Origin of the sequence: Clostridium tunisiense TJ, assembly GCF_000300195.1 — a bacterium.
Lineage (GTDB): Bacteria > Bacillota > Clostridia > Clostridiales > Clostridiaceae > Clostridium_J > Clostridium_J tunisiense.
Window position 1 is genome coordinate 240,767 of record NZ_AMQH01000009.1, and the last position, 26,699, is coordinate 267,465.

General features: G+C 35.6%; 12 protein-coding genes. All 12 read right to left on the minus strand.

What is annotated here, in order from left to right:
* Nucleotides 1-28 precede the first annotated feature (28 nt).
* Nucleotides 29-1,948, minus strand: a complete 1,920-nt coding sequence (locus tag C661_RS0109120; RefSeq protein WP_017415011.1) for a S8 family peptidase — start codon at nucleotides 1,946-1,948, stop codon at nucleotides 29-31.
* A gap of 189 nt (nucleotides 1,949-2,137) precedes the next feature.
* Nucleotides 2,138-5,875: a S8 family peptidase gene (locus C661_RS0109125; RefSeq protein WP_017415012.1), complete on the minus strand. Its 3,738-nt coding sequence runs from the start codon at nucleotides 5,873-5,875 to the stop codon at nucleotides 2,138-2,140.
* A gap of 70 nt (nucleotides 5,876-5,945) precedes the next feature.
* A complete protein-coding gene (locus C661_RS21575; protein ID WP_017415013.1) occupies nucleotides 5,946-7,880 on the minus strand; it encodes a S8 family peptidase in 1,935 nt (644 codons plus the stop codon).
* A gap of 108 nt (nucleotides 7,881-7,988) precedes the next feature.
* Complete coding sequence (locus C661_RS0109135; RefSeq protein WP_017415014.1) at nucleotides 7,989-10,022, minus strand: S8 family peptidase; 2,034 nt, start codon at nucleotides 10,020-10,022, stop codon at nucleotides 7,989-7,991.
* 31 nt (nucleotides 10,023-10,053) lie between these two features.
* Nucleotides 10,054-12,087, minus strand: a complete 2,034-nt coding sequence (locus tag C661_RS21580) for a S8 family peptidase (RefSeq protein WP_100218799.1) — start codon at nucleotides 12,085-12,087, stop codon at nucleotides 10,054-10,056.
* Nucleotides 12,088-12,091: 4 nt separating this feature from the next.
* Nucleotides 12,092-14,158 carry a S8 family peptidase gene (locus tag C661_RS0109145; protein ID WP_017415016.1) on the minus strand — a complete coding sequence of 689 codons (2,067 nt, stop codon included), beginning with the start codon at nucleotides 14,156-14,158 and terminating at the stop codon, nucleotides 12,092-12,094.
* Between the two features lie 12 nt (nucleotides 14,159-14,170).
* Nucleotides 14,171-16,105: a S8 family peptidase gene (locus tag C661_RS21585; RefSeq protein WP_017415017.1), complete on the minus strand. Its 1,935-nt coding sequence runs from the start codon at nucleotides 16,103-16,105 to the stop codon at nucleotides 14,171-14,173.
* Nucleotides 16,095-18,068, minus strand: coding sequence for a S8 family peptidase (locus C661_RS24405; RefSeq protein ID WP_017415018.1), 1,974 nt, complete (start codon nucleotides 18,066-18,068; stop codon nucleotides 16,095-16,097). Before C661_RS24405 ends, C661_RS21585 begins: the two co-directional genes overlap by 11 nt.
* A 293-nt stretch (nucleotides 18,069-18,361) precedes the next feature.
* The gene (locus C661_RS21595; RefSeq protein ID WP_020480139.1) at nucleotides 18,362-20,263 is read right to left on the minus strand and encodes a S8 family peptidase; all 1,902 of its coding nucleotides are present in this window, start codon (nucleotides 20,261-20,263) and stop codon (nucleotides 18,362-18,364) included.
* A 14-nt stretch (nucleotides 20,264-20,277) separates the two neighbouring features.
* Nucleotides 20,278-22,572 carry a S8 family peptidase gene (locus tag C661_RS21600; RefSeq protein ID WP_020480140.1) on the minus strand — a complete coding sequence of 765 codons (2,295 nt, stop codon included), beginning with the start codon at nucleotides 22,570-22,572 and terminating at the stop codon, nucleotides 20,278-20,280.
* Between the two features lie 14 nt (nucleotides 22,573-22,586).
* Nucleotides 22,587-24,533 (minus strand): S8 family peptidase, encoded by a 1,947-nt coding sequence (locus C661_RS21605; RefSeq protein WP_020480141.1) that lies wholly within the window; start codon nucleotides 24,531-24,533, stop codon nucleotides 22,587-22,589.
* Between the two features lie 170 nt (nucleotides 24,534-24,703).
* Complete coding sequence (locus C661_RS21610; protein ID WP_020480142.1) at nucleotides 24,704-26,647, minus strand: S8 family peptidase; 1,944 nt, start codon at nucleotides 26,645-26,647, stop codon at nucleotides 24,704-24,706.
* Between the last annotated feature and the right edge of the window lie 52 nt (nucleotides 26,648-26,699).

Consider the following 26,699-nt stretch of genomic DNA (forward strand, 5'->3'; position numbering starts at 1 on the left):
AGAAGAAAAGCTTCAGCTTATGAATAAATTATATTAACCATTCAAATAACTCCGTTGGTATCCTTATATAAATGTTTCCCTTCTTCTCTCCTCTTTTGTTCGAAGCTAGGCCTTCAACAGGTTTATTATTTGAAGTATTGATTAAAACCTCATATAACTTGCTAATAGATAATATTCCATAGCCCCAATCTGGATTTGGAAAGGTTACTCCTTCAATTGTCTTTGTGCCTCTAATTATATAATTACCTGCTTTTGCGCCAAATAAATTTTCATCATTTCCTTGAACAATTCCCCATTCTAACAATAGAGCTGTGGCTCCCGTTAATATTCCTCCAGCTACAGCTGCTCCCTTTGTCACTATCATGCTGTTGTTTTTTCCTACAGTTAATATGTCTACCCCTGGTGATGCCACTCCAGGCTTTACTCTTCCATCTCTTGTATATCCCTTGCCAGATTCAGCTACTACAGTATTATTTCTTTGATTATAATAAGCTGTACTTCCTATGGCCACTCCTGTAGATGGGATGGTTAAAGTTATATATGGATCTGGAATTATAAACTTGGTGTTTTCTTTTAATAACTTTTTTTGAAGAATCCAGCAATTATACCTTCCATCAATTGCATATTCACTAGTGATTATAAATTGCCAAATGCCACCAACATTTCCTTTTCCATAAATAAAAACTACTTGTTCTCCTCCTGTTTCTTCCTGTATAGCTGTTTGTATTCTTATTTGATAACTACCAATATTTACAGTAGCTTCACCTTCTTGGTAACTTGGGATAGGAAGCTTTTCCAAAGTTTCTCCTGAAGGCGCTATTATACCAACTCCAACCTTATTGGGTCTTGATATCCAAATAGATATACAAAAATTTATCTCTTTCTCATCCACAGATAATTCAACTACACTACTTTTCCCTACTGGGGCTAAATCTCCACTGGTATGAGTTTCACTATTTCCTTCATCACCACAGTCAGTTACTAAAATAAAACCTCTTCTTCTTTCATAAAACTCTGCATACCTTTCCAAAGCACTATGTCCATCATGACCAGAACAATTGCTGCCTAAGGGCAAATATACCACCATTGGTTTTTTTATCTCTAATTGTAAATTTGCTAAATACTTTATAGCAAAGCCAATATCTGCTCCCTCATAGATTTGAGTAGTTCTCTCTCCTATACCATTCAATTCCAAATTTATTTTTTTTGCCTCTTTTAACTTAACAATGGCAAACTCACACTTTGGAGCCACACTATTCATATCATCATAAGCTCCAAAATTTCTTGCCCCTACTATTCCTGCAATAGCTGTGCCGTGCCCTACCTCATCTCTATGTGGCACAATATCATAAGGATTCCCGCCCTGTTTCTTTATTACTATAGCCTCTTGTATCTTTTCCTTACTAAACAAACTTCCGTATCCTATGGTTAACTGGGATAAATCAGTCCCTCCTTCTAAGGTCTGATCCCAAATTGATATAACTCTACTCTCACCATCTTCTGTAATAAATCTTTCATTTAAATAATCTATTCCAGTTCCAACAATTCCTACTACTACACCTTCTCCATATAAATTCACATTTTTATTGTCGATAGCATTATTATCATAGGCATTATTCACTACTTCTAATTTTGAAAGAGTATATAAATGATTTTTTTCTACATTAACTATCTCTTCTACCTCTTTAAGGAGACTTGGTAACATTCCCCTTTTTATAGATATTGTAGAATAAAAACTTTCAGATTCAATTACTGATGCATAATCTAAGTTTTCAATAGCTTTTCTTATATCTCCAAAGTATTCAACAATATGGGTCTCGTAACTTTCATCCAAATAAATTTGCTTATTTCCTGCTATAACCATTTGCCTTTTATTGTGAGTTATTGCTTCACTTTTTGACAAGATGTCAAAGTAATCTTGTTCCCAATTATCCTCCCCAAATATCATCTTCTCAACACCTTTTCACAATAATTCCAAATTCCCTATAATTCACAATGTAAACCTGATGCTTACATTATCCTCTCAATACCATTATAGATTTAAACCTTAAATTAGATACTTGTCACATTAAATAAATTTTTCATCCATTCACCATATAAGTTAAAATTTTTGTAAAAGATTATGCTTTGTGAAAATTTATTCTTCTAATTTATAACCTCTACTGAAATTCTTTGTTATTTTATGGTATATTTCCTTGGGAATATTGATATAAAGACTCTGATAAGTTAAATTTTTATTCTTACTTTCATTTATTGATGCGCGCTTTACGGAAATCTCACTTAATATCTGAAACAACTTACTAATAGATAAAACTCCATAGCCTACTTCTCTGTTCGGATAAGTGGTCCCTTCTTCTCTTTCTACTCCAGCAATTAAATAGTTTCTTATTCTAGATGGGAACATATTAATATCATTCTTTTCTACAATTCCCCATTGCAATAATATAGCAGTAGCTCCTGCTAAAATTCCCCCTGATATAGCATCTCCACTTGCAACCACAGCTTCACCCTCTAGGCTGAGAGTGAGTATGTTTGTGCCTCCTATACCAATACCAGGTTTTATCCTTACATCTCTTGTATAGCCTCTTCCTGATTCTGGTGCTATATTATTTTTAATCTCGTTAAAGTAGGACCCCACAAGAATTCCTTCTGATGTTGAGGGTGTCATTAAGGTTATATATTCATCTGATCTTAAAAATCTTGTATCTGGCTTTAATAACTCCCTTTGATGCATCCATGCATCATATCTTCCTCCCAATATGGAATCTCCAAAAAGTTGAATTTGCCAAACCCCACTTTTTACGCCTTTCATGGAAATGATTATGGCTTGATCTCCCTGACTTTGTTCTTGAATAAGATAGCGGATTTCAATCAAAGTATCCTTCACATTAATAATTACTATATCCTCTTGCCCCAAAGGAGCTGGTATTTTTTCTACAATTGTTCCGTCAGGAGTTATAAATCCTATTGAAACTCTATCTGCTAAGTTTAAATAAATCCCCATACAAAAGTTTTTTTCTTCCTCTGCAATATTTACATCTATAGTTTTTATATCTCCAGTACCTAACAGTATTCCACTAGTATGAGTATCCTTATTACCTTGATTGCCACTAGTGGTTACAACTACAAACCCTCTTTGATTTACTAAAAAGCTTATATATCTCTCTAAAGCATCTGAACCATCATGACCTCCACAGTTACTTCCTAAAGGTACAAATACTACCATAGGCTTATTTTCATTAGCTTGTATAGCTGCTAAATACCTTAAAGCTATAGCAATATCTGTAGTCTCGTAAATTTTACCATTCCTCTCCATTACACCACTTAACTCTAAGGTATTGGTTTTTGCCTCCTTTAATTTAACAACTGCAAACTCACATCTTGGTACCAAACTTATTATGTCATCATTTCCACCTAAATTTCTTGCACCAATAATGCCGGCAACGGCAGTTCCATATCCATTATCATCCTTATGATTAACTATAGAATAAGGATCACCCCCATCCTTGTTTACCTTTATAGCCCTATTAATTTCTTCGCTAGTAAACTCCGTTCCAAAAGTTCCCAAAGGAGCTTCTCCAGTATCAACAGTTTGATCCCAAATATTTAAAATTCTAGTTCTTCCGTCCTGAGTCATAAACCTTTCCCTTAGATAATCAATACCTGTTCCTATAATTCCAACTATAACTTCCTGCCCCTCTAAGTTTAATCCACTTTTATCAAAGGTTAATGGCACATAAGGTTCATTTGATGTTTGTAAGTTGGAAAGATTGAATAAATAGCTATTTTGTATATTTATTATTTCTGGTACTTCAGCTAAAAGTCTACCAACCATCCCCTTTTCTATAGATACCATGGCCCCAAAATTTTCTGAAAAGTAAACTACTCCATAATCTATATTTTTAAAGCTCTCATAAATATTTCCTGTATAATCCACAATGTAGTTTTCATACTCTTCGTTAAGATAATAATTTTTAAATATATCCTCTTGAGTACTCTTAGTATTTGCTTCCCTTACATTACCTTTTATTTCATTGGTTACCATCTTGTTATTTCCCTGATCTAATAAAGCACTTCTAGCGCCTATTCCCAATTCATTGAAGAATTTTTGAAAATTAAAAACACCAAACCCCTCCCTTTCATTAGGATAAGTTGCCCCTTCCTTCCTTTCAGCTCCTTGTATTAGATAACTTACAATCTTTTGCGGAAAAAGATTGATATCATTGCTTTTTACAATTCCCCACTGAAAAAGTAACGCTACCACTCCTGTAAGCATTGCCCCTGCCATAGCCGGTCCACTGGCTACAATAGTGCTATTACTTAGACTTGGGGTTAGTATATTTTTAGCCACCATGGCTATTTGAGGCTTAATTCTACCATCTCTTGTAAAGCCGCTTCCAGATTCAAGCAAAATAGTTCCTTCTATTTGATTGTAAGAGGAACATACTATACTGTTGTTTGCTGTGGAAGGAGTCATTAATGTAATTGCAGCATTGGGTTTTAAAAATCTAGTATCATCTTTTAAAAACTCTCTTTGTTGAAGCCAACAGTCATAACGGCCACTTGTTAAGGTATCTCCAATAATACTTATCTTCCAAATTCCTTCATGTATATTTTTAAAGAGTATATCTATTCTTTGATCTCCAATGCCTTCTTCCTCTAGAAAGTATTGCATATAGATACTACTTTCCTCTAGTGATACATTTATTTCTGCTCCACTAATAAAGGGAATATCTATCCGCTCAATGGTATTTCCCTTAGGGCTTGTTATTCCAATATAAACTCTATCAGGTTTTGCAGTATAGATAGACATAAATAGGTTTTTTTGACCCTGTGCTACCTTTACTTCTACCATATTATTTCCACCGGTCTCTAAGAGATTTCCGCTACTATGAGTGGCAGCATTTCCTTCCCCACCAGTGCTAGTAACTATGGTAAAATCTCTTCTATTAGTAAAGAAGTCTACATATCGTTCTGCAACAGTGCCTCCATCATGCCCTCCAGAATTTGTGCCAACAGTGAGATAAACTACCATTGGGCTTTTTAGTCTCTGTTGTAATTCAGATAAGTATCTCATTGAGGCTGTTATATCATTTGAATCATATGCATTTCCATCATAGTCCTCAACCCCTATTAATTGTAAGTTACTTCTCTTAGCTTTTTTTAGCTTTACAATGGCAAACTCACAATTTGGAGCTACACTCTTAAATAAATCTCTTCCGCCTAAATTTCTTCCTCCTATTATTCCAGCTACAGCAGTTCCATGCCCTACATCATCTTTATGATTAACCAATCCATAAGGGTTTTGTCCAATTGCCTTTATTTTTATAGCATCATTTATATCTTCTCTACTAATTTCTGTGCCATAAAAAAAAGTTGCTGGCTTAGGTCCTGTATCTAAAGATTGATCCCAAATAGATAGGATTCGCGTTTCTCCTCTTTCATTAAGAAACCTTGGATTCAAATAATCTATACCTGTGCCTACAATGCCAACTATAACTCCCTCTCCATTTAATGAAGTATTTTCCTTATTAATAACGGTTAAGTCTGGAAGATCTTCTTCAGCTTTAAAAGGTAATAAAGTATAAATAAAACTTTTTTCTACATTTATAATTTCAGGAACCATTTTCAACAAATTACTTAATTCCCCTTTCTTAACAAAGAGAAGCGCAAAGAATTTATTAAAAAAGAATATATCCCCTATGCCTGTTTTCCTAACACTTTCACCAATATCCCCAGTATATTCTACAAAGTAACTTTCATATGACTCATCTGAATAGTAAGCGCTAGCCTGCTCTACTGTGGCTCCTATTTGTGGATTTCCCTCTTGAACTTCTCTATAAATATTTTTAAATGTACTTTTATTAACACTCACAAAGATTTACCTCCCAAAGGATTGATAGTATTCAACATATCTGTATTTCCCGTAAATAAAACATGATTAATTATAATTTTAATTTCCCGTATATTTCTTTAGGTATATTTATATATAGGCCTAACACTGTAATATTTTTTTCAGTAATAACCTTTTTTTCTTCCTGTTTATTATTTCTTAGAGATGATTCTACTAAATTTCTAAACAAAGTTTCTATATCTAGCTGCCCATATCCGAGCTCTGGTGTTGGGTATGCCATGTTTTGCTGTTTTATAGCTCCTCCAACAATATAATTCCTAGGTCGTTGAGGATACATTTCTGGGTTATTTCCTTGCACTAAGGCCCATTGAAGTAATAATGCCACAGTGCCTGTTAATATTCCTCCAGCCATAGCTGGTCCACTAGCTACAATTAATTTATTGTCTAAGCCTGTAGTTAAAACATCAACACACCCTGTGGCAACAGAAGGTTTAATTCTTCCATCTCTAGTGTAACCTCTTCCTGACTCTTCTAGAATCTTACCTGTTTGTTGATTAAAAGAGGCTGTAGTTATAATATTTATAGCTGTAGATGGGGTCATCATAGTGGTAAAAGGATCTGAATTAATGAATCTAGTTCCCGCTGCCAATAGCTCTTTTTGATAAAGCCAGGCATCGTATCTTCCATTGGTAATAAATTCTCCAGTAAGACTTAAACTCCAAGTTCCACCTGTTATATTTCTGATTAAAACATCTAACCTGCCATCTGGTATTCCCTGACTCTCAGGATAATACTCCACAGTAATGCTACTTCCACCTAAATTAGCTGAAGCTACTTCTCCTAAGTTGTTTGGCAAACCAATATTCTCCAATTGCTCCCCTGTAGGAGACGTGATACCAATTTTTAATTTATCTGCTCTGATGATGTAGAGGGAAACCTCTAAATTCTTCTCCTCATTATCTACATTAATTTCTATATTTTTTTTATCTCCACTTCCATTTAACTGTCCACTGGCATGAGTACCTGTATTACCTTGGTTTCCACTGTCTCCTACAAAAGCTAAAGTTCTTCTTTGGGAAAATAAATCTATATATCTTTCAATTATAGTACCTCCATCGTGACCTCCAAGATTACTTCCTACTGGAACATATATTACCATTGGTTTATTTAATCTTAACTGCAAATCTGCTAGGTATCTAATAGCAGAGGCAATGTTATAGGATCCATAAACTTTTTCCCTTGGGTTTTCTAGACCAATGGTCTCCAAAGTTCTTCTCTTTGCTTCTCTTATTTTAACTATTGCAAATTCGCAATTAGGAGCAACACTTACAAGTTCTTCTGGATTTTCACTATTTTTTCCACCAATAATTCCTGCAATAGCAGTACCGTGACCAATTTCATCCCTATGGTTTACAATGGCATATGGGTTTCTTCCTAATTTTTGTTCTTCTATAGCTCTGTTAATTTCCTCTACTTTAAATTCTGTGCCTTGAACAAATCCGTAAGGAATTGGCCCCTGATCTAAAGTTTGATCCCAAACGGCTACCACTCTACTTTTACCATCATATGTTATAAAGTTCTTATTCAAGTAGTCAATTCCTGTGCTAATAATTCCAACAACTACACCTTCACCATTTAAGTCAATACTTCCCTTATTTATCACTTTTGGGTCATGTGGGAAGTCTGAAGGCTTTAATTGTGATAAAGTAAAGGGGAAGAATCTTATTATATTTGTAATTTCTTTTACCTCTTGTACTAGCCTAGTAAGCATTCCATACCTTAGAAGAACTACTGCAAAAAACTTGCCTGGGAAAAATATCTTTGCATAGTCTAATTTGTCTATTGCTTCTTTAATATTCCCTGTATATTCAACATAATAAGTTTCATAGTCCTCATCAAGATAAATCTTATTTAACTCTTGTATTTTATCTTTGCTTAGCTGATATAAGTCTCCTCCACTCTCAATAGCTTCTTGTTGGACCTGTCTAACACTATAATTTGAGTAATCCAATTCCTTAAACTCCATGACCTATCTCCCCCCCTTATTGGTAACATATACATGTTAATTATCCAACTAACACCCTATATATTTTCATTAGCTATAAGTCTAAGAAACAACTAATCTATATATGCTTTATTCATACCCTATTCTTTCATATATTTCTATGGGTACATTAATGTATATTCCTCCATAATCAATATCTTCTCCTTGAACATTATTATAGAAATTTTTCATAGTCTTATAGATATTCATAGCATGAAAATTATCTTTTTCTTCATTGCCCATATCTTCTACATTACTTCTAGATAACTGACTTAAATTTTCATGAAGCTTTTTAAAACTTAATCTTCCAAAACCCCATTCTGGATTAGGGTATATTAGCCCTTCGTCTCTAATAGTTGAAGAAATAATATAGCTTCTCATCTTCGGTGGGAAAAGATCTAAATCATTTTTTCTTATAACTCCCCATTCATATATCATCGCTGTTGCTCCAGTGAGTAAAGCTCCTGCAATAGCAGCTCCAGTTGCTACAATTAACTTATTGTTTAGACCTACAGTTAAAATATCCACCCCTGCCGTTGCAACAGAGGGTTTAATAACTCCATCTCTAGCAAAGCCTCTTCCAGATTCTGGGACTATAGTGTTATTTTCTTGGTTGTAATAGGAAGTAGTTAAAGCATTTATTGTTGTAGCTGGGGTCATTAGGGTTATATTAGTATCTGCTTCTAAAAATTTAGTTTCTTGCCGCAATAACTCCTTTTGAATCAGCCACATATCATATTTTCCTTTAACTATATGCTCACCTAAAAGATTAATTATCCATGCCCCTCCAACTGCATTTCTAATTAACACATCAATTCTTTCATCCCCATTGCTGAATCCATCACTAAAGTATTGTAATGTTATTGTACTTTTACCTAAATTAAAGGTTATAACTTCCCCATTTACCTGTGGGACTGTTAAGGTTTGTATTCTTTCCCCCATTGGTGCCGATATTCCTATGGATAATTTGTCAGGCTTAAAATTATAAATAGAAAGAAATAAATTTCCTTCATTTTTATCTACATTAATTGGAATAATCCGTTCTTCTCCAATTCTTGATATAATACCACTAGCATGCCCCTGAGCATTACCTTGGCTTCCTGTATTTGAAATTACAGTAAAATCTCTTTTTTGCGTGAAGTAATCTATATATCTCTCAAGCACAGTTTGTCCATTGCGCCCTCCATAATTACTTCCTAGAGCTAAGTAAACTGCCATTGGTCTATTAAGTTTTTCCTGAAATTCGGCTAAATATCTTATAGCTGCTGCTATATCAGAATCCTGATATATGGGAATGTCCCGTCTATCTATACCACTTAATCTTAAGGTATTGCTCTTAGCTTCTTTTAGCTTTACTACTGCAAAATCACACTTGGGAACCACACTAACTAAAGGATCTCCTGGTTCAATAATTGCTCCACCTATAATCCCAGCAATAGCAGTACCGTGGCCAATCGTATCTTCATGATTAACTATAGAATAGGGATCCCCTCCTAAACTTCTTATCCTCAAGGCTTCGTTTATTTCTTCTTCAGTAAACTCAGTACCTAAAAGAAACCCATTTGGTACTGATCCTTGGTCTAAGGATTGATCCCAAACACTTAATACTCTAGTGTTTCCATTAGCCTTTATAAACCTTGAATTTAGGTAATCTATTCCTGTGCTAATAATTCCAACAACTACGCCCTCTCCTTGAAGCATAATATTTTCTTTGTCAATTGCCTTACTACTATATAAGTTACTACTTAGTCTCAGCTCTGAAAGGGTATAAGGAAAGCCCTTTTGAATATTTGTAATTTCTGGCACTAATTTTAAAACTTCATTAAGTCTTCCATTCTCTACAAATAAAAGGGCAAAAAACTTTCCTGTTAAAAATATATTAGCAAAATAAATGTTCTTTATTTTACTAACAGCATCACCTATATACTCAACAAAATAAACTTCATAATCCTCACTTAAGTAATATTCACTAAGGCTTTTCATGGTGATGCTGTTATTTGTATTTTCTCTATATCCCTTAATATTTTCTTTTAAACACTTCTCTGATGAAAGTATACTATCCTTCCCTAAAACTTCTTCTTTACACTTACATAAACCTACTAATCCCAAAGTATTCTTGACCATAACTTATTTCCCCCTTAACTCCTTCTAGTAACTACTTCATAAGCCTGTTATATACTTCCGCTGGGATATTTGTATATAAGTTGTTTTCATAGCTTTCTTCAAAGGTTTCCTTCTTTGCTTTCTTTCTTAAATCATGATAAATATTTCTTTTCTTATTTTTTTGGGTTACTTGACTTAGATTGTTCAAAAGCTTATTAAAATTAAATCTCCCATAGCCCCAGGATGGGTTAGGATATATTCCTTCCTCTTCCCTTAAGGTTGCTGAAATAATGTAGCTTCTCAACTTGGGTGGGTAAATATTTATATCATTTTTCTCTATAACTCCCCACTGATAAATCATGGCTGCAGCCCCTGTAATTAATGCCCCTGCCATAGCCGCTCCACTAGCCAGAATTAAATCATTGTTTAATCCTAGAGTTAGTATGCCTTCTGTTCCAGCTGCTATAGAGGGCTTGATCAATCCATATTTCGTAAAACCCTTCCCTGATTCAGGTATTATACTATCATCCTTTTGATTATAATAAGATGTTGTTAGGGAGCTTTGTGCCGTAGAAGGAGTCATTAAGGTTATTTCCTCGTCTGGATTTAAAAATCGTTGCTCTTTCTCTAATAGCTCTTTTTGCAAAAGCCACAAATCATATCTTCCATTTGTTATAACTTCAGCCTTAAGACTTATATTCCAAGTTCCTTCTACAGCATTCTCTATTAATACATCTACACGTTGAATCCCACCACTTTGACTCTCTTCCGAATACTTTACTATAAGGTTATTGCTTTCTAGAATAGCATAAAAAACTTCTCCATTTCTTGTAGGAATAGTTAAAGGCTCCACACTTTCTCCATTAGGTGATGTAATTCCAATAGTTATTTTATCTGGTTTACTAATATAAATGGAAAACAGCAAATTTCCCTGACCTTTAGCAACACCTATAGATACATCCTTCCTATCACCAGAACCTTCAAAAGTACCACTGGCGTGCCCATCTGCATTTCCTTGATTTCCTGTATTGCAAATTATTGCAAAATCCCTTCTTTGTGATACAAAATCTATATACCTTTCTATTACAGTTTCCCCTCCATGGCCACCTGAGTTACTTCCTAGAGCTACATAAACTACCATAGGCCTTTTTAAGTTGCCTTGAAGCATTCTAAGATACCTTATTCCTGCTGATATATCTGTATCTTGGTATATCTTCTTATCCCCTCTTTTTATACCATCTGCCTTCAATGTATTTTCTTTAGCCTCCTGAAGCTTCACAATGGCAAATTCACATTTAGGCACCACGCTAACAAAGCTATCTTCTTCTCCAAGGTTTCTTCCTCCGATAACTCCAGCAATGGCAGTGCCATGTCCTACTTCATCCTTATGCTTTACTATAGTATAAGGATCTCCTCCTACACTCTCCAACTTTAATGCCTCATTAATCTCTTCAGAACTAAACTCAGTTCCTCTTACAAAGGTATCTGGTGGCACTCCATCATTTAAAGTTTCATCCCAAATCCCAACAATTCTTGTGCTTCCATCAGTGTTTGTAAATCTAGGATTTAAATAGTCTATACCTGTACTTATAATTCCAACTATTACCCCTTGCCCCTGTAAGGTTGTAGGTTGTATATCTAAAGGTATACTGTTATTCAAGTTATTACTTACATTTATCTCTGAGAGTGTAAAGGGAAACCCTCTTTGTGTATTAACAATTTCAGGTACTGCCTCTAAAACCTCCATAAGTCTTCCATTCTCCACAAATAAAAATCCATAAAACTCTCCTGTTGAATATATGTCCGCATAGGGAATTTTATCTATACTGCTTTTAATATCTCCTATATATTCAACAAAATAAACCTCATAATCTTCACTTAAGTAGTACTCTCTAGGAGTTTTTTTCTTGCTAGAACCTTCTGCATTACTAACACTTTCTTTTATCTCTTCTTCGTCTTCTCCATTGGCCTTAATTGTTACTACTTCCTGTATTTCATTCATTGAGCCTTCTTCTCTTAAGGTTTTAGCCCCATAGCTACTTAAATTACGTGTTATAACACTATCCTTCCACATTAATTCCATCATCCCCTTATCTTACTTTTGGTTGTAATCCCAACCTTTTATAGATTTCTATAGGAATGTTTACATACATTTGCCCTAAATTATAATGCTCTCTATATTCATTCTCTTCTTGTATAAGGAATAAATTATCCTTTATCTTATATTTAACATACGCCCTATCACTAATAGATTTTTGTAAGTTTTGAAAAAGTAGTTCTATATTTACTACACCATATCCCCACTCTGGATTTGGATAAGCTAATTTCTCTTGTTTTGTAGTTGCTCCAATTATAAAATTTCTTGGTTTTTGAGGATACATATTAATATCATTTCCCTGCACAACTCCCCATTCCATTATGAGCGCACCTATTCCTGTTAAAATTGCTCCCGCTACTGCCATTCCACTTACCACTTGTAAAGTGTCATTTAATCCAGTGGTTAGAACATTTACTGCAGGATTAGTTACTGAGGGCTTAACTCTCCCATCCCGTGAAAAGCCTCTTCCTGATTGAGGAAGTATAGTGTTGGTCTGCTGATTATACCCTGCGGAAGTTATAATATTTCTTGCAGTTCCTGGGGACATTACTGTTATATAAGGGTCAGGATTTAAAAACCTTGTTCCAGGTTCTAAAAGTTCTCTTTGAAGTAACCAACTGTCATATCTCCCAGTGGTTATCATTTCACCAGTTAAGTTAAACTCCCAAACTCCTCCCTTTATATTTTTAAATAAGATTTCCCCCCGCTCTTCACCCAAACCTTGCCTTTCCACAAAAAATTGAATACTTACTTGGGTGTCACCAATAGTAAAAGAAAGGAACTGATTTTCCTTGGGAATTTCTATTGGTTCACTAACTTCTCCAGTAGGAGATTTGATGGTAAAGGAAAAACTATCTACCCTCAAGGTATAAACAGATAAAAGTAAATCTATCTCCTTCTCATCTACCTGTAATCGGATCACTGCGGTCTTTTCATTTTCAGTAAGATTTCCACTTACATGAGTATTACTATCACCTTGACTTCCGCTGTTTGTTATAACTAAAAAACTTCTTCTTTGGGAGAATAAATCTATATACCTTTCTGAAACCGTATCCCCCTCATGTCCACCTAAATTGCTTCCTATAGCTACATAAACCACCATAGGTTTTTTTAGTTTTTCCTGTAATTCTGCTAAGTATCTAATGGCGGCAGTTAAATCTATACTTTCATAAACCTCCAGATCTACATCCTTTATTCCTGCGGCTTCTTTCACTACATTTAAAACCTTATTTAACTTTACAATGGCAAAGGTACAATTTGGCACTAGACTCTTAAACTCTTCATTCTCATTAAGCCTTCTGCCTCCTATAATCCCTGCAATAGCAGTTCCATGACCCACTTCATCTCTTTGTGAAACAATTTCATAAGGATTTCTTCCTATAGCTTGAGCTCTTATTGCTTCATTAATTTTCTCTTTAGTAAATTCAGTGCCTTGAACAAATCCAACGGGGGGAACTCCCTGCTGAAAACTTTGATCCCAAATTGCCTCTATTCTAGTTTCTCCTTGGTTAGTTATAAACCTGGGATTCAAATAATCTATACCTGTACTTATAATCCCAACTACTACCCCTTCACCTTCTAAAGCAACAGTTCCTTTATCAATAGCCTTTAAATCATAAGTATCATTAACTACCCTTAATTCCGACAGAGTGTAGGGGAAACTACTTTGTACATTTACAATTTCTTTAACCTCCTGTAAAAGTTTGTTTAACATTCCTTTTTTCACAAAAACTACTGCAAAGAACTTTCCAGGTAAGAATACAGCAGCATAGTCTAGCTTACCAATAGCCTCTTGGATATTTCCTATATATTCTATAAAATAACTTTCATAATCCTCACTTAAGTAATATTCTTTATCACTTTTTTTATTTATCGGCATTGGAGGCAAGTCTTCAATTGGAGTCTTTTGTGTATCTGTTCCTTCCTGATGATTTAACTCTCTATTAAAGGTTTTCTCCCATTTTACAGCCCCAGTTTTCTCTCTCTCCCTAAGTAAATCAGCTTCTTCTTTATGTCCTTTATATTCTTTCCTAGCATAACCTCCATCTTTATCCTTCACAGCTTCCCCTCCTTATAATTCTCCTTGATTACAACGCCAGATTAACCTTTTAAATAAATCTGTTGGTATATTCCAGTAGATTTTCTCCTGGTATATCTCTCCCCTCAAGAGGTCACAAAGTCCCGCTACAACCTCTTCTCCCCCATGGTTACTTAAGCTTTCAAATACGGCTTTAAAACTTAACAATCCAAAACCTGATGTAGGATTTGGGTAAATAACCCCAGGTTGCTTTACCGTACCTCGAATAATATAACTGTTAAGTTTTTGAGTAAACATATTAGGATCCTTCCTCTGTACAAATCCCCATTGAAATAAAAGCACTGATAATCCTGCCAATATTGCTCCTGCCGCTGCAGTCCCACTTACTACTGCTATTTTTTTTTCTAACCCTACAGTAAGAATGTTATTAGCTAATGTTGAAACAGAAGGCTTTACCCTTCCATCTTTTGTAAACCCTTTTCCTGGTTCAGGGGTTCTAATATTAGTTAGTTCTTGATAATTAGCCGTAGTTAATGTACCTATAGCTGTGGAGGGAATTGTTAAAGTAGTATATTCATTAGGCACTAATACTCTAGTTTCTTTCTTTAAAAGAGGCCTCTGAAGCAACCAAACGTCATAGCCACCATAAATTACATATTCTCCAGTCAAATCAATTTTCCAAACTCCACCGCTTACATTTTCTATCAATATTCCAATCATTTTATCTGCCATAGCTTGAGCTTGTATGGAGTATAAAATGGTAATTGTAGTACTGCCCAAGGTAAATTTCACTTGAGACCCATTAGTGGCGGGTATAGATATCCGCTTAATACCCTCGCCACTGGGTGCTGCTACCCCAACAGAAAAAACATCTGGGTTCCTAAACCAAATTGTTAAGTATAAGTTTTTCTCTTCCTTATCCACATTAATTTCTATGGTTTTCATAGTTCCTGTGCTTGATACCTCTCCATTAGTGTGAGTGCTACCATTACCTTCATCGCCTGTATCTGTTATTATTGAAAAGCCTCTTTTAAGTGAAAAAAAATCTATATACCTTTCTAATGCAGCTCTTCCAGTATGAGCTCCAAAGTTACTTCCAAGGGCTAAATAAACTATCATTGGCTTCATCAAAGTATTTTGTAGCTGGGCTAAGTAGCTAATGGCAGCTGCCAAATCTGTTGATTCGTATACATTAGGCAACCCCTGATCTATACCATACTCTTCCATGGTGATTTTTTTAGCCCTTTTCACCTTTACTATGGCAAATTCGCATTTTGGAGCTACACCAAATACTTCATCAGTTTCTCTTACTCTACTTGCACCTATAATTCCTGCAATGGCTGTGCCATGCCCTACTTCATCTTTATGTGGAACAATTTCATAGGGATTACCTCCTGAGAAATATGTCCTGATTGCTTTATTTATTTCTTCTTTATCAAATTCGGATCCATAACTAAAAGGTACTGGTGGAGAGTCAGAACTTAAACTTTGATCCCAAATTGCTGATATTCTTGTTCTTCGATCTTGTGTCATAAAGTTTTCATTCAAATAATCTATTCCTGTGCTTATTATTCCAATTATTACACCCTCTCCATCTAGCCCTAAATTGTTGCTACTATCCACATTTCTTCCTTGATCATTAAAAGATGGCACTAGGTCTGATAGACTATAGGGGCTACTTTTTTCTATATTTACGATTTGTGGAACATCTCTAATTAGATTCCCAAGCATGTCTTTTTTAATTGCTACTGCTGCAAACATAGATTTTTCTGCAAATACTGCTCCATAATTTATTTTTTCAAAAGCTTCTACTATATTTCCTGAGTATTCAACAAAATAATTCTCATACTCCTCATTAGCATAGTAATCTTTAAAGAACTTGCTGGCTTGTTTTTCAAGAGCTTCACTTAAAATCATGCCTCCATTTTCAACTTCCCTATAAACTTCTTTCCTTAAACTATTTGTCATGGAAACTCCTTCCTTTTTCATTGATACTTTCTACAAAAGTTGTATAAATTTCAGGAGGTATACTTAAATATAAACTATTAGGACTTTTCAATTGTCTTTTATCCTTAATTACCATATCTTTCTTTTTATTATTTTCATCTACAAGCTCTATAAGTTCCTTTTCTAGGGTGCCATTTAAAGCTTTTATTTCCTCATCTTCTTTATAAGGTTCCTCTATCAAAGCTGCAGTTCTCTGCTGAGATCCTACACTTCTTGAAGCAACCTCCTCATTCCAAACCTCTATAGCATTTCTTACACATAGGGTTCCATAGCCCCAAGTGGGACCTGGATAATCTACATCAGTCCTAGTCCTTCTAGCACCTTTCAAAAGAAAATACTTTAGTCTCTGTCCATAAAGATAGGGATCTCTTCCCATAATTAATCCCCATTGCATAAGAAGAGCTGCTCCTCCTGCCACCGCTGGAGTTGCCATAGAGGTTCCTGATAAAGAATCATATCCCCCACCTGGTATTGGAGCTTCAATATTTTCTCCTGGAGCAATAACATCAGGCTTTACAGGAACTAAAATTTCATTTCCCCTTCCTGAAAAGCTTGATATTGTTCCATTAATATAGTTATAACTTCCTACAGTAATTATTGATGGTACTGTACCTGGAATACCTACAGTATTATACACACTAGGATTTAAGAATCTAGTGTTTGGGTTTAGCCCTTCTGCTATAGGAAGCCACATATCATATCTTCCCCTTATTCTATTTCCTGGGCTAGTTAGAATTAAAGTCCACACTCCAGCACTTAAAAATTCTGCCTGAGCCACAAGACTTATAACAATTTCTCCATTAATATTAAAGGGAGTAGGACCACTATTATAAATGTAGTAAGCATCTGTTCTAATACTTCCCTCAGTAAAGGATCTTGTTAGCCTTAACACCCCTGTTCTACTTCCATTAGGCGCCACAATATCTAAACTTACATCTTTTAAAAACGACTTATATAACTGGAATATTATTCCTCTTTCCTCATTAGCAATATTAACATTTATTCTTAATTCTTCCCTTAGATCTCCTCCACTATGATGAGCCTTATCTCCTTCATTTCCAGCTGCAATAGCTATGGTTACTCGCTCCAAATTAGCTATGGTTTCAATGTATTGCTCTAAAAGACTTCTTCCATCATGAGCACCATCGTTAGTACTAAAGCTTATATTAATAACGAGAGGTTTATTAAGTTCATCTGCTCTAGTCACAAGAAACCTTATGCCTCTCATAAGCTGAGTGCTTTTAGCATAATTCATTCTTCCTTCTCTGGTCATCTTTACCATAGCAATGGAACTTTGAGGTGCCACACCTATATATCTTCTCTCAATGTTTCCACCTGCACAGGCAATACCTGCTACATGGGTTCCATGACCAGCCCTATCTACATGAGGTACTACGGCAAAGGGGTCTGGTGATTTTAATGCAGCATTAATTTGCTCCCTGTTATAAATTTTCCCATTATCATCTAAATCATAGATATAATCTATTCTGGTATCTCCATTGGCATCTCTAAAGGCAGGATGAGTATAGTCTATTCCGGAATCAATGAATCCAATTAAAATTCCATTTCCGTTCAACCCATAAATTTGAGCCGCCTCAGTTACACAAGCTGCTCTATTACTTGGCTCAAAGGTAAGAAATAAATTTTTAGGTAGCTCTATATAAAGTATCTCTCTTATGTTTGCAACATCTCTTACCACATTAATATTCACAGTGACAATTCCGTAGCCAAAACCTAAGTCCTCAAAGGTTCCCCCTAAGGCTTGAACTTGGGCATTCACAGCCTCCCTATTGTCTCCATACAAAATTGCTAGCTCGATCTGTTGTGATGCCAGGGTTTCTTCCCCAAATACTGGTGCCAACTTGGATTTTATCCCTTGTGGTAGATTTAAAAGCAGGTTTAGTAATCCATCACTTTTTTCCAATGTTACCCCTCCCACAATATTCTATATATACATCTTATGCCACTTAACGGTTTTTGTTATAGCTACTGTGTTTTAAGATTAAATTTATAACTAAAAAAACTATAAGAATCCTTAAAATTCTTATAGTTTTCATAAAGTTTAATCTTATTGCTTTGTATTTCCTTATATCTAAACTTCTTTCTCTTGAAATAAGTACTTGTTTAATACCCCATTTAGTTCCTATACTTTATCCCATGATTAAACATTTGAATATCATTCTTGCTTCTCATAAAGGATTTGCTTTATTGATATATTTACAATAATCTATTAATAATCTCTGGTGGTATTCTATTGTGAACATTATGGTTAAAAACTTCCACATATTCCTCTTTATTTTCTCTTATCACCGGTACATTGGTTTGAATATTTCTAATTACATTAAAAGTGTTCTCTAAGTCTAAAATTCCATATCCCCACTCCTCATTAGGATAAACATCTCCTGGTCTTTTTCTAGTGCCCCTAATTAAATAGGTTCTCACTTTTCTAGCATAAAGGTTGGGATCATTCCCCTCCACAATACCCCACTGAAGTATTAAGGCTACTGCACTTGCAAGAACAGCAGCAGCCATACTGGAACCTGTATAAGTAGCTGTTCCACCACCTACCGTTGCTGCTAAAACATCTACCCCCCCTGAGGTAACATCAGGCTTTATTCTTCCATCTCTTGTAAAGCCTTTTCCTGAGGCTGGATATAATATATTTAAATCTTGATTATAAGTTGCAGTTACTATAGCATTTTTCCCAGTAGCTGGAATTTGAATAGTAACGAGAGGATCAGGATTTAAAAACCTGGTTTGAGGGCTCAAAAGTACTCTACTAGATAGCCACAAGTCATATCTTCCATTTGCAATAAATTCCCCAATAACTCTAAGTTGCCAAACTCCAGGCTTTACATCTTTGATAAATATTCTAATAAAAATATCACCAGTTATATTTTCAGGATAAAAATAATCTACATTTATAGTACTTTGTTCAAATAAAAGTTTAAACTGCTGACTTTGACCTCTTCTAATGGGTACCCGCTCCACTGATTCTCCACTAGGAGCAATAATTCCTACTGATACCTTATCTGGCTTTTTAGCCCAGAAAAATATAGCAAGACCCTTTTGTGCTGGATCTACATTTATCTCTACAATTTGTATATCCCCTGTTTTCTGTAGTATACCGCTGGCATGACCTTCACCTGTGCCTTCATTTCCTGTACCTGCAACTACTATTAACCCTCTTCTCAAAGAAACAACATCAATATATCTTTCTACTGCAGTGCCACCATCATGACCACCGTAATTAGAGCCTAAAGGTATTAGTATAACCATGGGTCTTTGTATGGATTCCCTAATCTCTGCTAAGTAATTCATTCCAAGTAATATATCTGAGGTTTCATATATAGGTGTAGAGATTTCTGTTTCATATATAGCAGCAATTTCTAAGGATGACTTTTTTGCTTGCTTTAGTTTTACAATAACAAATTCACAATCCGGAGCTCCTCCAACCACTTCTCCTCGACCTCTACCCCCAACAATAGAAGCTACTGCTGTTCCATGTCCTGTATCATCTCTATGGTTCACTATAGCATATGGATCTCCGCCTGTTAAACTTGCCTGAATAGCTAGGTTAATTTGCTCCCTATTATACTCTGTTCCAAAACCATAATTTCCTGGTGCTGGTCCTGTCTGAACACTTTGATCCCATATGGTCATAATTCTAGTTCTGTCATCCTCTGTCATAAAGTCAATATTCAAGTAATCTATTCCACTGTCTAATATCCCTACAAGCACACCACTTCCTCTTAGATTTAAAAGAGGATTCTCATGAAATAAAGAAATATTGGCAGTATTTATTGGAGATAATGCATTAGGGAAAAACACACCACTATATTCAGTGGCTATGAGTACTTTTACATCATTGAAAAGCCTATCTTCCATCCCCTTCCTAACAGATACTATGGCATAAGATCTAGAAAACGTGTATGCACAAGCATAATCTATTTTTGAAAATGCTTCTACGATATCACCACTAAATTGGGTTATTAAAGTCACGTATTCATCACTTAAGTACTTTTCTTCACAACCTTGGGGGGTTTGAATTACAGTGGCAAGCTCACTTTGTTCCATATCTATAATTTCTCTTTTTTCTGATGAATGCTCACAGTTCATATTCTTTCCCCTTCCTAATTTTCATTATTTTCTTCATAAATCTTTAGTCTTCTGTAAATACTCATTGGAGTTTTTGTAAAAATATCTATTCCTAAGCTTTCAGTTCTTATATTATTTTCAGCAACTTCCCCACTTCTTTTTCCTAATAATTCTCCATAACACTCTAAAGACTCCATTTTATTTTTAGTTCTGTAGTTCATGTGATTACTTCTTAAATTTTCAAAGGTTCCCAATAAATTTAAAGTCCCATACCCCCACTCCCTATTAGGATAAATATCCCCAGCCCTTCTAATTGCTCCAGTTATGAAGTATGCTGCCACAGTGGGCCCATACATGGATGGGTCGTTACCCTGAACCACTCCCCACTCTAAAAGTAGTGAAGAAGCTCCTGCTAAAACTGCAGCAGCTGCACTGGAACCGCTTATTGTAATAGTTTCATTATTTAGAAAAGTAGTAACTACATCTACCCCTCCCGTTGCAACTTCTGGCTTAACCCTATTATCCCTGGTAAACCCTCTACCTGAATCTGGCTCTATGGAATTATTACCTTGATTATAAAAGGCTGTGGTTACAATGTTATAGGCAGTACCTGGAGCTGTAATGGTTGTATAGGCATCGGGGTTTATGAATCTAGTATCTCCCTTTAAAAGCTCCCTCTGTGGTAGCCAACAATCATATCTCCCATCCACAATATATTCTCCATAAACACGAATTTGCCATATACCACCTCGTGCATTTTCAATAAAGATATGAATTACTTCACTTCCTGTTCTTTCTTCTGGAAAGGCATATTCAATCCTTATGGTGCTTCCTTCAAAAACTAAGTTGTAAATTTCCTCACCTTTTAATTTTATTGGTACTCGTTCAATTATTTCTCCACTAGGGGATACTATTCCAATACCAAATTTATCTGGCGAATTTCCGTAAAACTCCAAATGAACTATAGTCTCTACCTCATCAATATTTACCTCTATACTTCTTACTTCTCCCGTTCTCCTAAAAACCCCGCTGGAATGTGTTCCTGTATCACCCTGATTCCCACTACCTGTTATAAATACTATTCCTCTTCTAACAGAATAGTAATCGATAAATCTCTCTAATGCAGAGTTTCCTTCTGCACCGCCGAAATTACTGCTTAAAGGAATTAATATTACCATAGGTCTTCCATATTTGATTTGTGCCTCAATTAAGTATCTAAGCCCTAGTGCTATATCTGCAGCTTCATACACGGGGACCATAGGGTCTACAATACCACTCCTAAGGAGGGTACTAGCTTTTGCATACTTTAGCTTTACAGCTATAATTTCACAGTCTGGTGCTGCTCCTCGTGGAATTTTCACTCCAGTTGCTGCTGCAATCCCAGCCATAGAGGTGCCATGACCTATAGTATCTCTTTGAGGGACAATAGTATAAGGATCTCCCCCTTCTCTTCTTACTTGTATAGCTTGATTAATTTGCTGTTGATTATAAACACTTCCAAAGTTAAACCCTGTAGGTGAAACTCCTACTTCTGTGGTTTGATCCCAAAGTTCTAAGATTCTACTTTGCTTATCTAAGGTCATAAATTCTTCATTTAAATAGTCTATACCTGTATCTACAATCCCGATAATTGTACCCTTGCCTGTCAATCTAAAAAACTGATTTTCATGGAACTGATTTATATTAGCTACAGAACTTGGGGATAAAATTGATAAAGTATAGGGATAGCTTCTTTCAATATAAACCAGCCCCTGTACTTCCTGCAAAAGTTGCTGTAACATGCCCTTTTGTACTGAAAGCGCTGCCATCAAGGTGCTTATGGTAAAGGCACAGGCATAGCTTATTTTTTTCATACTCTCATAAAATCCCGGCTCTATTTCTACCAAGTAACTTTCATAGTACTCACTTAGAAATAAATCTCCACATTCAGTTATATTTCCTTCAGCATCCTTTGTTACTCCAAGTAATGGTATGCCTTCTACCGCTAATGGCTCATCTAAACTTGCTAATATAGAAGTTGGAACCTGAGTTGTTTGCGGTATTTCTGCTATTTCTGGTGGTTGAGCCGTTGTTGCTTCCCCCTGCCCTTCTACTTGAATTGGTTCAGTTGTAATTTCTGTTTGAACTTGTTGGTTTTCCTGTTGTGTTTCAATCTGTTGTAATAGCTCAGTTGGTATCGCTGGAATTTCCTCGCCTCCTTGATTTGCCGTAGCTGGAGCTCCTTGGGCTTCTGATATAGCTCCATTTGATATTAATGGTGTTTCTACAACCCCATTTGTTATCGGCAATTCCTGTTGAGTAGGCTGTGTAATTTCTCGATTACTTATCACACCTAATTACCTCCTCAAAACCTACTAGGTTTTAATCTACTATATAATTCCTTGGGAATTCTTTTGTATATTTGAGAAGATAACACATTAGTATACGATTCCTTTATCTCTTTTTCCTGTTGACCCTTGAGTACTTCTTCAACATTGATTCCATGATTTAAATTAATTTTCTCCCCCTCGTAATACTTTAGTCTAGATAAATTAATGGTTTCCTGTCCTGCTATAGCATCAAAGGCTCCTGCGAGATCCAGTATTCCAAAGCCCCACTCTGGATTTGGATACACATCTCCTGGCCTTTTCCTTGTTCCTCTTATAAGATAATTTCTTATTTCATCTCCATACATTTTGGGATCATTTCCATTTACTATACCCCATTGTAATAACAAAGCTACAGCTCCTGATAATACTGCTGCCGCAGCACTAGCCCCTGTAACTATTGTGGTTCCTCCACCTACTGCTGTAGTGAGCACTTCCACTCCGCCGCTTACTAAATCTGGTTTAATTCTATTATCTCTTGTATATCCTATGCCTGAAGAAGGTCCAAGTACATTATTGCTCTGATCATAATAACCTGTAGCAATAACACTTCTACTAGTGGATGGAATTGTCAAGGTCATTGCATTTGTAGGACTTAGAAATCTGGTTCCTGGCTTTGCAATTGGTCTTTGAGGCATCCAAATATCATACTTGCCATTAACAATATAGTCACCATATAGGACTACCTTCCATATACCGGGCTTCAAATCATTAAATATTACTAAAATTAACTCACCTCCCGTGGTATTCTCTGGGAAATAATATATTACATTTACTATGGTTTTTTCATAAAGAAAGGTTTTTCTTCCTCTTCCATTTAATCTGGCTGGTATTCTTTCCATAACTTCTCCCGTAGGGGAAGTAACTCCAATTGATATTCGTTCAGGATAACTACACCAAATGTTAAGAGCTAATCCTCTTTGATTTGGGTCCACATCTATTTCTACGGTAGCAGTATCTCCTGTTCTAGCTATAACCCCTGCTGTATGGGTTTCAGTATTCCCTTGATTTCCTGTGCCAGTTACAAAAACTAATCCTCTTCTTATGGCAAATAAGTCAATCAGTCTTTCTATTGCAGCACTTCCATCATGCCCACCAAAATTGGTCCCTAGTGGTATAAAAACCACCATAGGTTTTAGTATCTCCCTTTGGACCTCAGTTAAGTAATACATAGCTGTTATTATATCTGCACTTCTATATACCCCTGGTTCATCGTATATTCCTAAATTTTGAAGATAAGTACTTACTGTTTCTCTTAGTTTAACTACTATAAATTCACAATCTGGAGCAGCTCCAACCATATCACTATAACCTCTTGCCCCAATAATTCCAGCATTTGCAGTGCCATGACCATTGTTATCTCTAGATGGAACTATGGAGTAGGGATCTCCTCCACTTTTTTGAGTTTCAATAGCCCTATTTATATCTTCCCTGGTATATTCACTACCGTACCCAATATTAAAGGGTGACCTTCCGCCTTCTATGGTTTGATCCCAGATTCTATCTATTCTAGTTCTTTCATCCTCAGTCATAAACTCTCTATTAAGATAGTCTATTCCAGTGTCAATCATCCCTACTACTACACCAGTACCCCTTAAATCTAAGGTTCCTCCCTGACTAAATTCAAGAATATTAGCTGCTTCTATAGGTGATACTTGAGTTAAGGTATAAGGTGCTAATGGATTTACATACTGTATAGTTTCACTTAAGCTTATCAACTCCTGAATTCTGCCAGCTTCCACAAAAATAATAGCATTAAAGTCACTTATGGGTAGTGCTCGTGCAAAACCAAGCCTAGCAAATTCTTCTTCTATATCGCCAATATATTCAACTGTTAACAGTAAAATCTCCTTAGGATTTCCTAGCTGAGAACTAAAAAATATTTCTCTGCTATTAATGCTACTATATTTCCCTTGTGTACTCATTTTTTCACCTCCTATTTATTATTAATGAAAAAGTAATCTTTATAGTACTCAATTCTGTATATAAAGTTTCAGAGTAAAAGCTATCTTATTCGCCACCAAAATTTTAAGAATGTAAATATGAATTATTTTATAAATGGAGTAATGCCATTGGCTCCCTAAGTATAAGAATTCTACTTAGGAGTAACCCTTGAATACAAGCTAATAGGTACACTTAAAAACATATCCACAGATAACTCTTCACTATAATAGGCTTCGTTTAAACTATAAGTAATATTTTTATTTAAATTCCATAGCTTCATTTGATTTTCTATTGTTTCCCTATAAACTGTCCTGCTATCTCCAGCTCTTAAGCTCTCAAGGGTTCCTTCTAAATCTAGAAGTCCATAACCCCATTCCGTATTGGGATATACATCCCCTGGCCTTCTTCTTGCTCCCCTTGTAAGATAAGACTTCACTGTTGGTCCATACATAGCAGGGTCATTTCCTTTTATAATACCCCACTCTAGTAAAAGCAAAACAGCTCCAGTAAGTACAGCACCACCTACGCTAGAACCACTAACTTCAACTGTAGTATTACTAAGCCCTACAGTGGTTGCCATAAATCCTCCTGTAGCAATATCTGGCTTCATTTCACCTAATCTTGTAGGTCCTCTTCCAGAAGCTGGAAGAATAGTATTGCTATTTTGATTATAAAATGCAGTGGTTATTACTGACTTTGAAGTACCAGGGGTAGTTACTGTTATATAAGGACTTGCATCTAAAAATCTAGTTAAGGGTTGAAGAAGCGGTCTTTGTGGTAGCCATATATTATAATCCCCTATAACTATATACTCTCCTCTGAGCCTTAATTGCCATATTCCTCCTTTAGGTCTTAGGATCTTTACAAAGATATATTGATCTCCTGTGGTGTCTTCAGGTATGTTATTTGTTATTAGCACGGTGCTTCCCTCAAAAACCAAATTAAAGCTCTCCTCTGTTTTTATCTTTGGAGAAATCGGGTCTATAATTTCTCCACTAGGTGATACCACCCCCACAGAAATTCTGTCAGGCTTGCCTACCCAAACAACAAATACTAAATTATTTTCATTTTCATCCACAAAGATCTCTACGGTTCTTAACTGTTGACTCTTAGTGAAAACCCCACCTGCATGGGTGTCGCTGTCACCTTGGTTTCCTGACCCACCTATAAAAACCAATCCCTTTCTAGTTGCAAAGTAATTTATAAATCTCTCTAGTGAAGAAACTCCATCATGACCGGAGAGGTTAGTTTCTAAGCTTAGTAATACTGCCATAGGTCTATCTATTCTCGATTGAAAATTAGCTACATATCTAATGCCTTCTAAATAATCTAAGCCTTCATATATGACACCCTTCCTCTCACCTATGCCAGCAAGTTTTAAGGCTACTGTTTTTGCTTGCTTTAGTTTAACAACAACAAAACTACAATCTGGTGCCCCTCCAACAACTCCATTTAGCCCTTTTGCTCCAATTAAACCTGCTATATGAGTACCATGGCCAATTTCATCCTTATGAGGAACTATGGTGTATGGATCTCCTCCATTCTCGTAGGCTCTAATTGCTTCATTAATTTGCTCCCTAGTATATACTGTGCCATAACCTACATCTGGATTAGGAGCTGTGCCTGGAATGCTTTGATCCCAAATAGCTATTATTCTTGTGTTACCATTGTCATCTCTAAACTGAGGATTTAAATAATCTATTCCTGTGTCAATAATTGCTGCTACTGTGCCACCACCCCTTAGGTTTAAGAAAGCATTTCCATGAAACTTTGTAATATTAGCTGCAACCACAGGCTCCACTTCACTTAGTGTGTAGGGCAAACTAGTATCTGCATTAATAATCCCAGGAACATCTTGAAAAAGTCTTGGAAGCATGCCATTTCTAACTGCTGCCACATAGTAAAAAGGTGAGAATCTAAAGGCACAAACATAATCTAACTTTTCTATTTGACCTGATATATCGCCCTCAAATTCAACTAAATAATTAAGATAATCTTCACTATAATAAGCTTCATTACATATTGGGCTATTTGAACTCTCTCTTTCAATTGTTCCTGGTGATAAGTTTTCTATATTTAGATTGAACTCTTCCATAAACTCCCCCCAGCGAAAAAACTCCCTATGATATGTTTATCATAGGGAGTGA

Coding starts and splice junctions, on each gene's coding strand:
- C661_RS0109120 (WP_017415011.1), bottom strand. CDS start 1,948: ATGATATTTGGGGAGGATAATTGGGAACAAGATTACTTTGACATCTTG.
- C661_RS21575 (WP_017415013.1), bottom strand. CDS start 7,880: ATGGAGTTTAAGGAATTGGATTACTCAAATTATAGTGTTAGACAGGTC.
- C661_RS0109135 (WP_017415014.1), bottom strand. CDS start 10,022: ATGGTCAAGAATACTTTGGGATTAGTAGGTTTATGTAAGTGTAAAGAA.
- C661_RS21580 (WP_100218799.1), bottom strand. CDS start 12,087: ATGATGGAATTAATGTGGAAGGATAGTGTTATAACACGTAATTTAAGT.
- C661_RS21585 (WP_017415017.1), bottom strand. CDS start 16,105: ATGACAAATAGTTTAAGGAAAGAAGTTTATAGGGAAGTTGAAAATGGA.
- C661_RS21595 (WP_020480139.1), bottom strand. CDS start 20,263: ATGAACTGTGAGCATTCATCAGAAAAAAGAGAAATTATAGATATGGAA.
- C661_RS21605 (WP_020480141.1), bottom strand. CDS start 24,533: ATGAGTACACAAGGGAAATATAGTAGCATTAATAGCAGAGAAATATTT.
- C661_RS21610 (WP_020480142.1), bottom strand. CDS start 26,647: ATGGAAGAGTTCAATCTAAATATAGAAAACTTATCACCAGGAACAATT.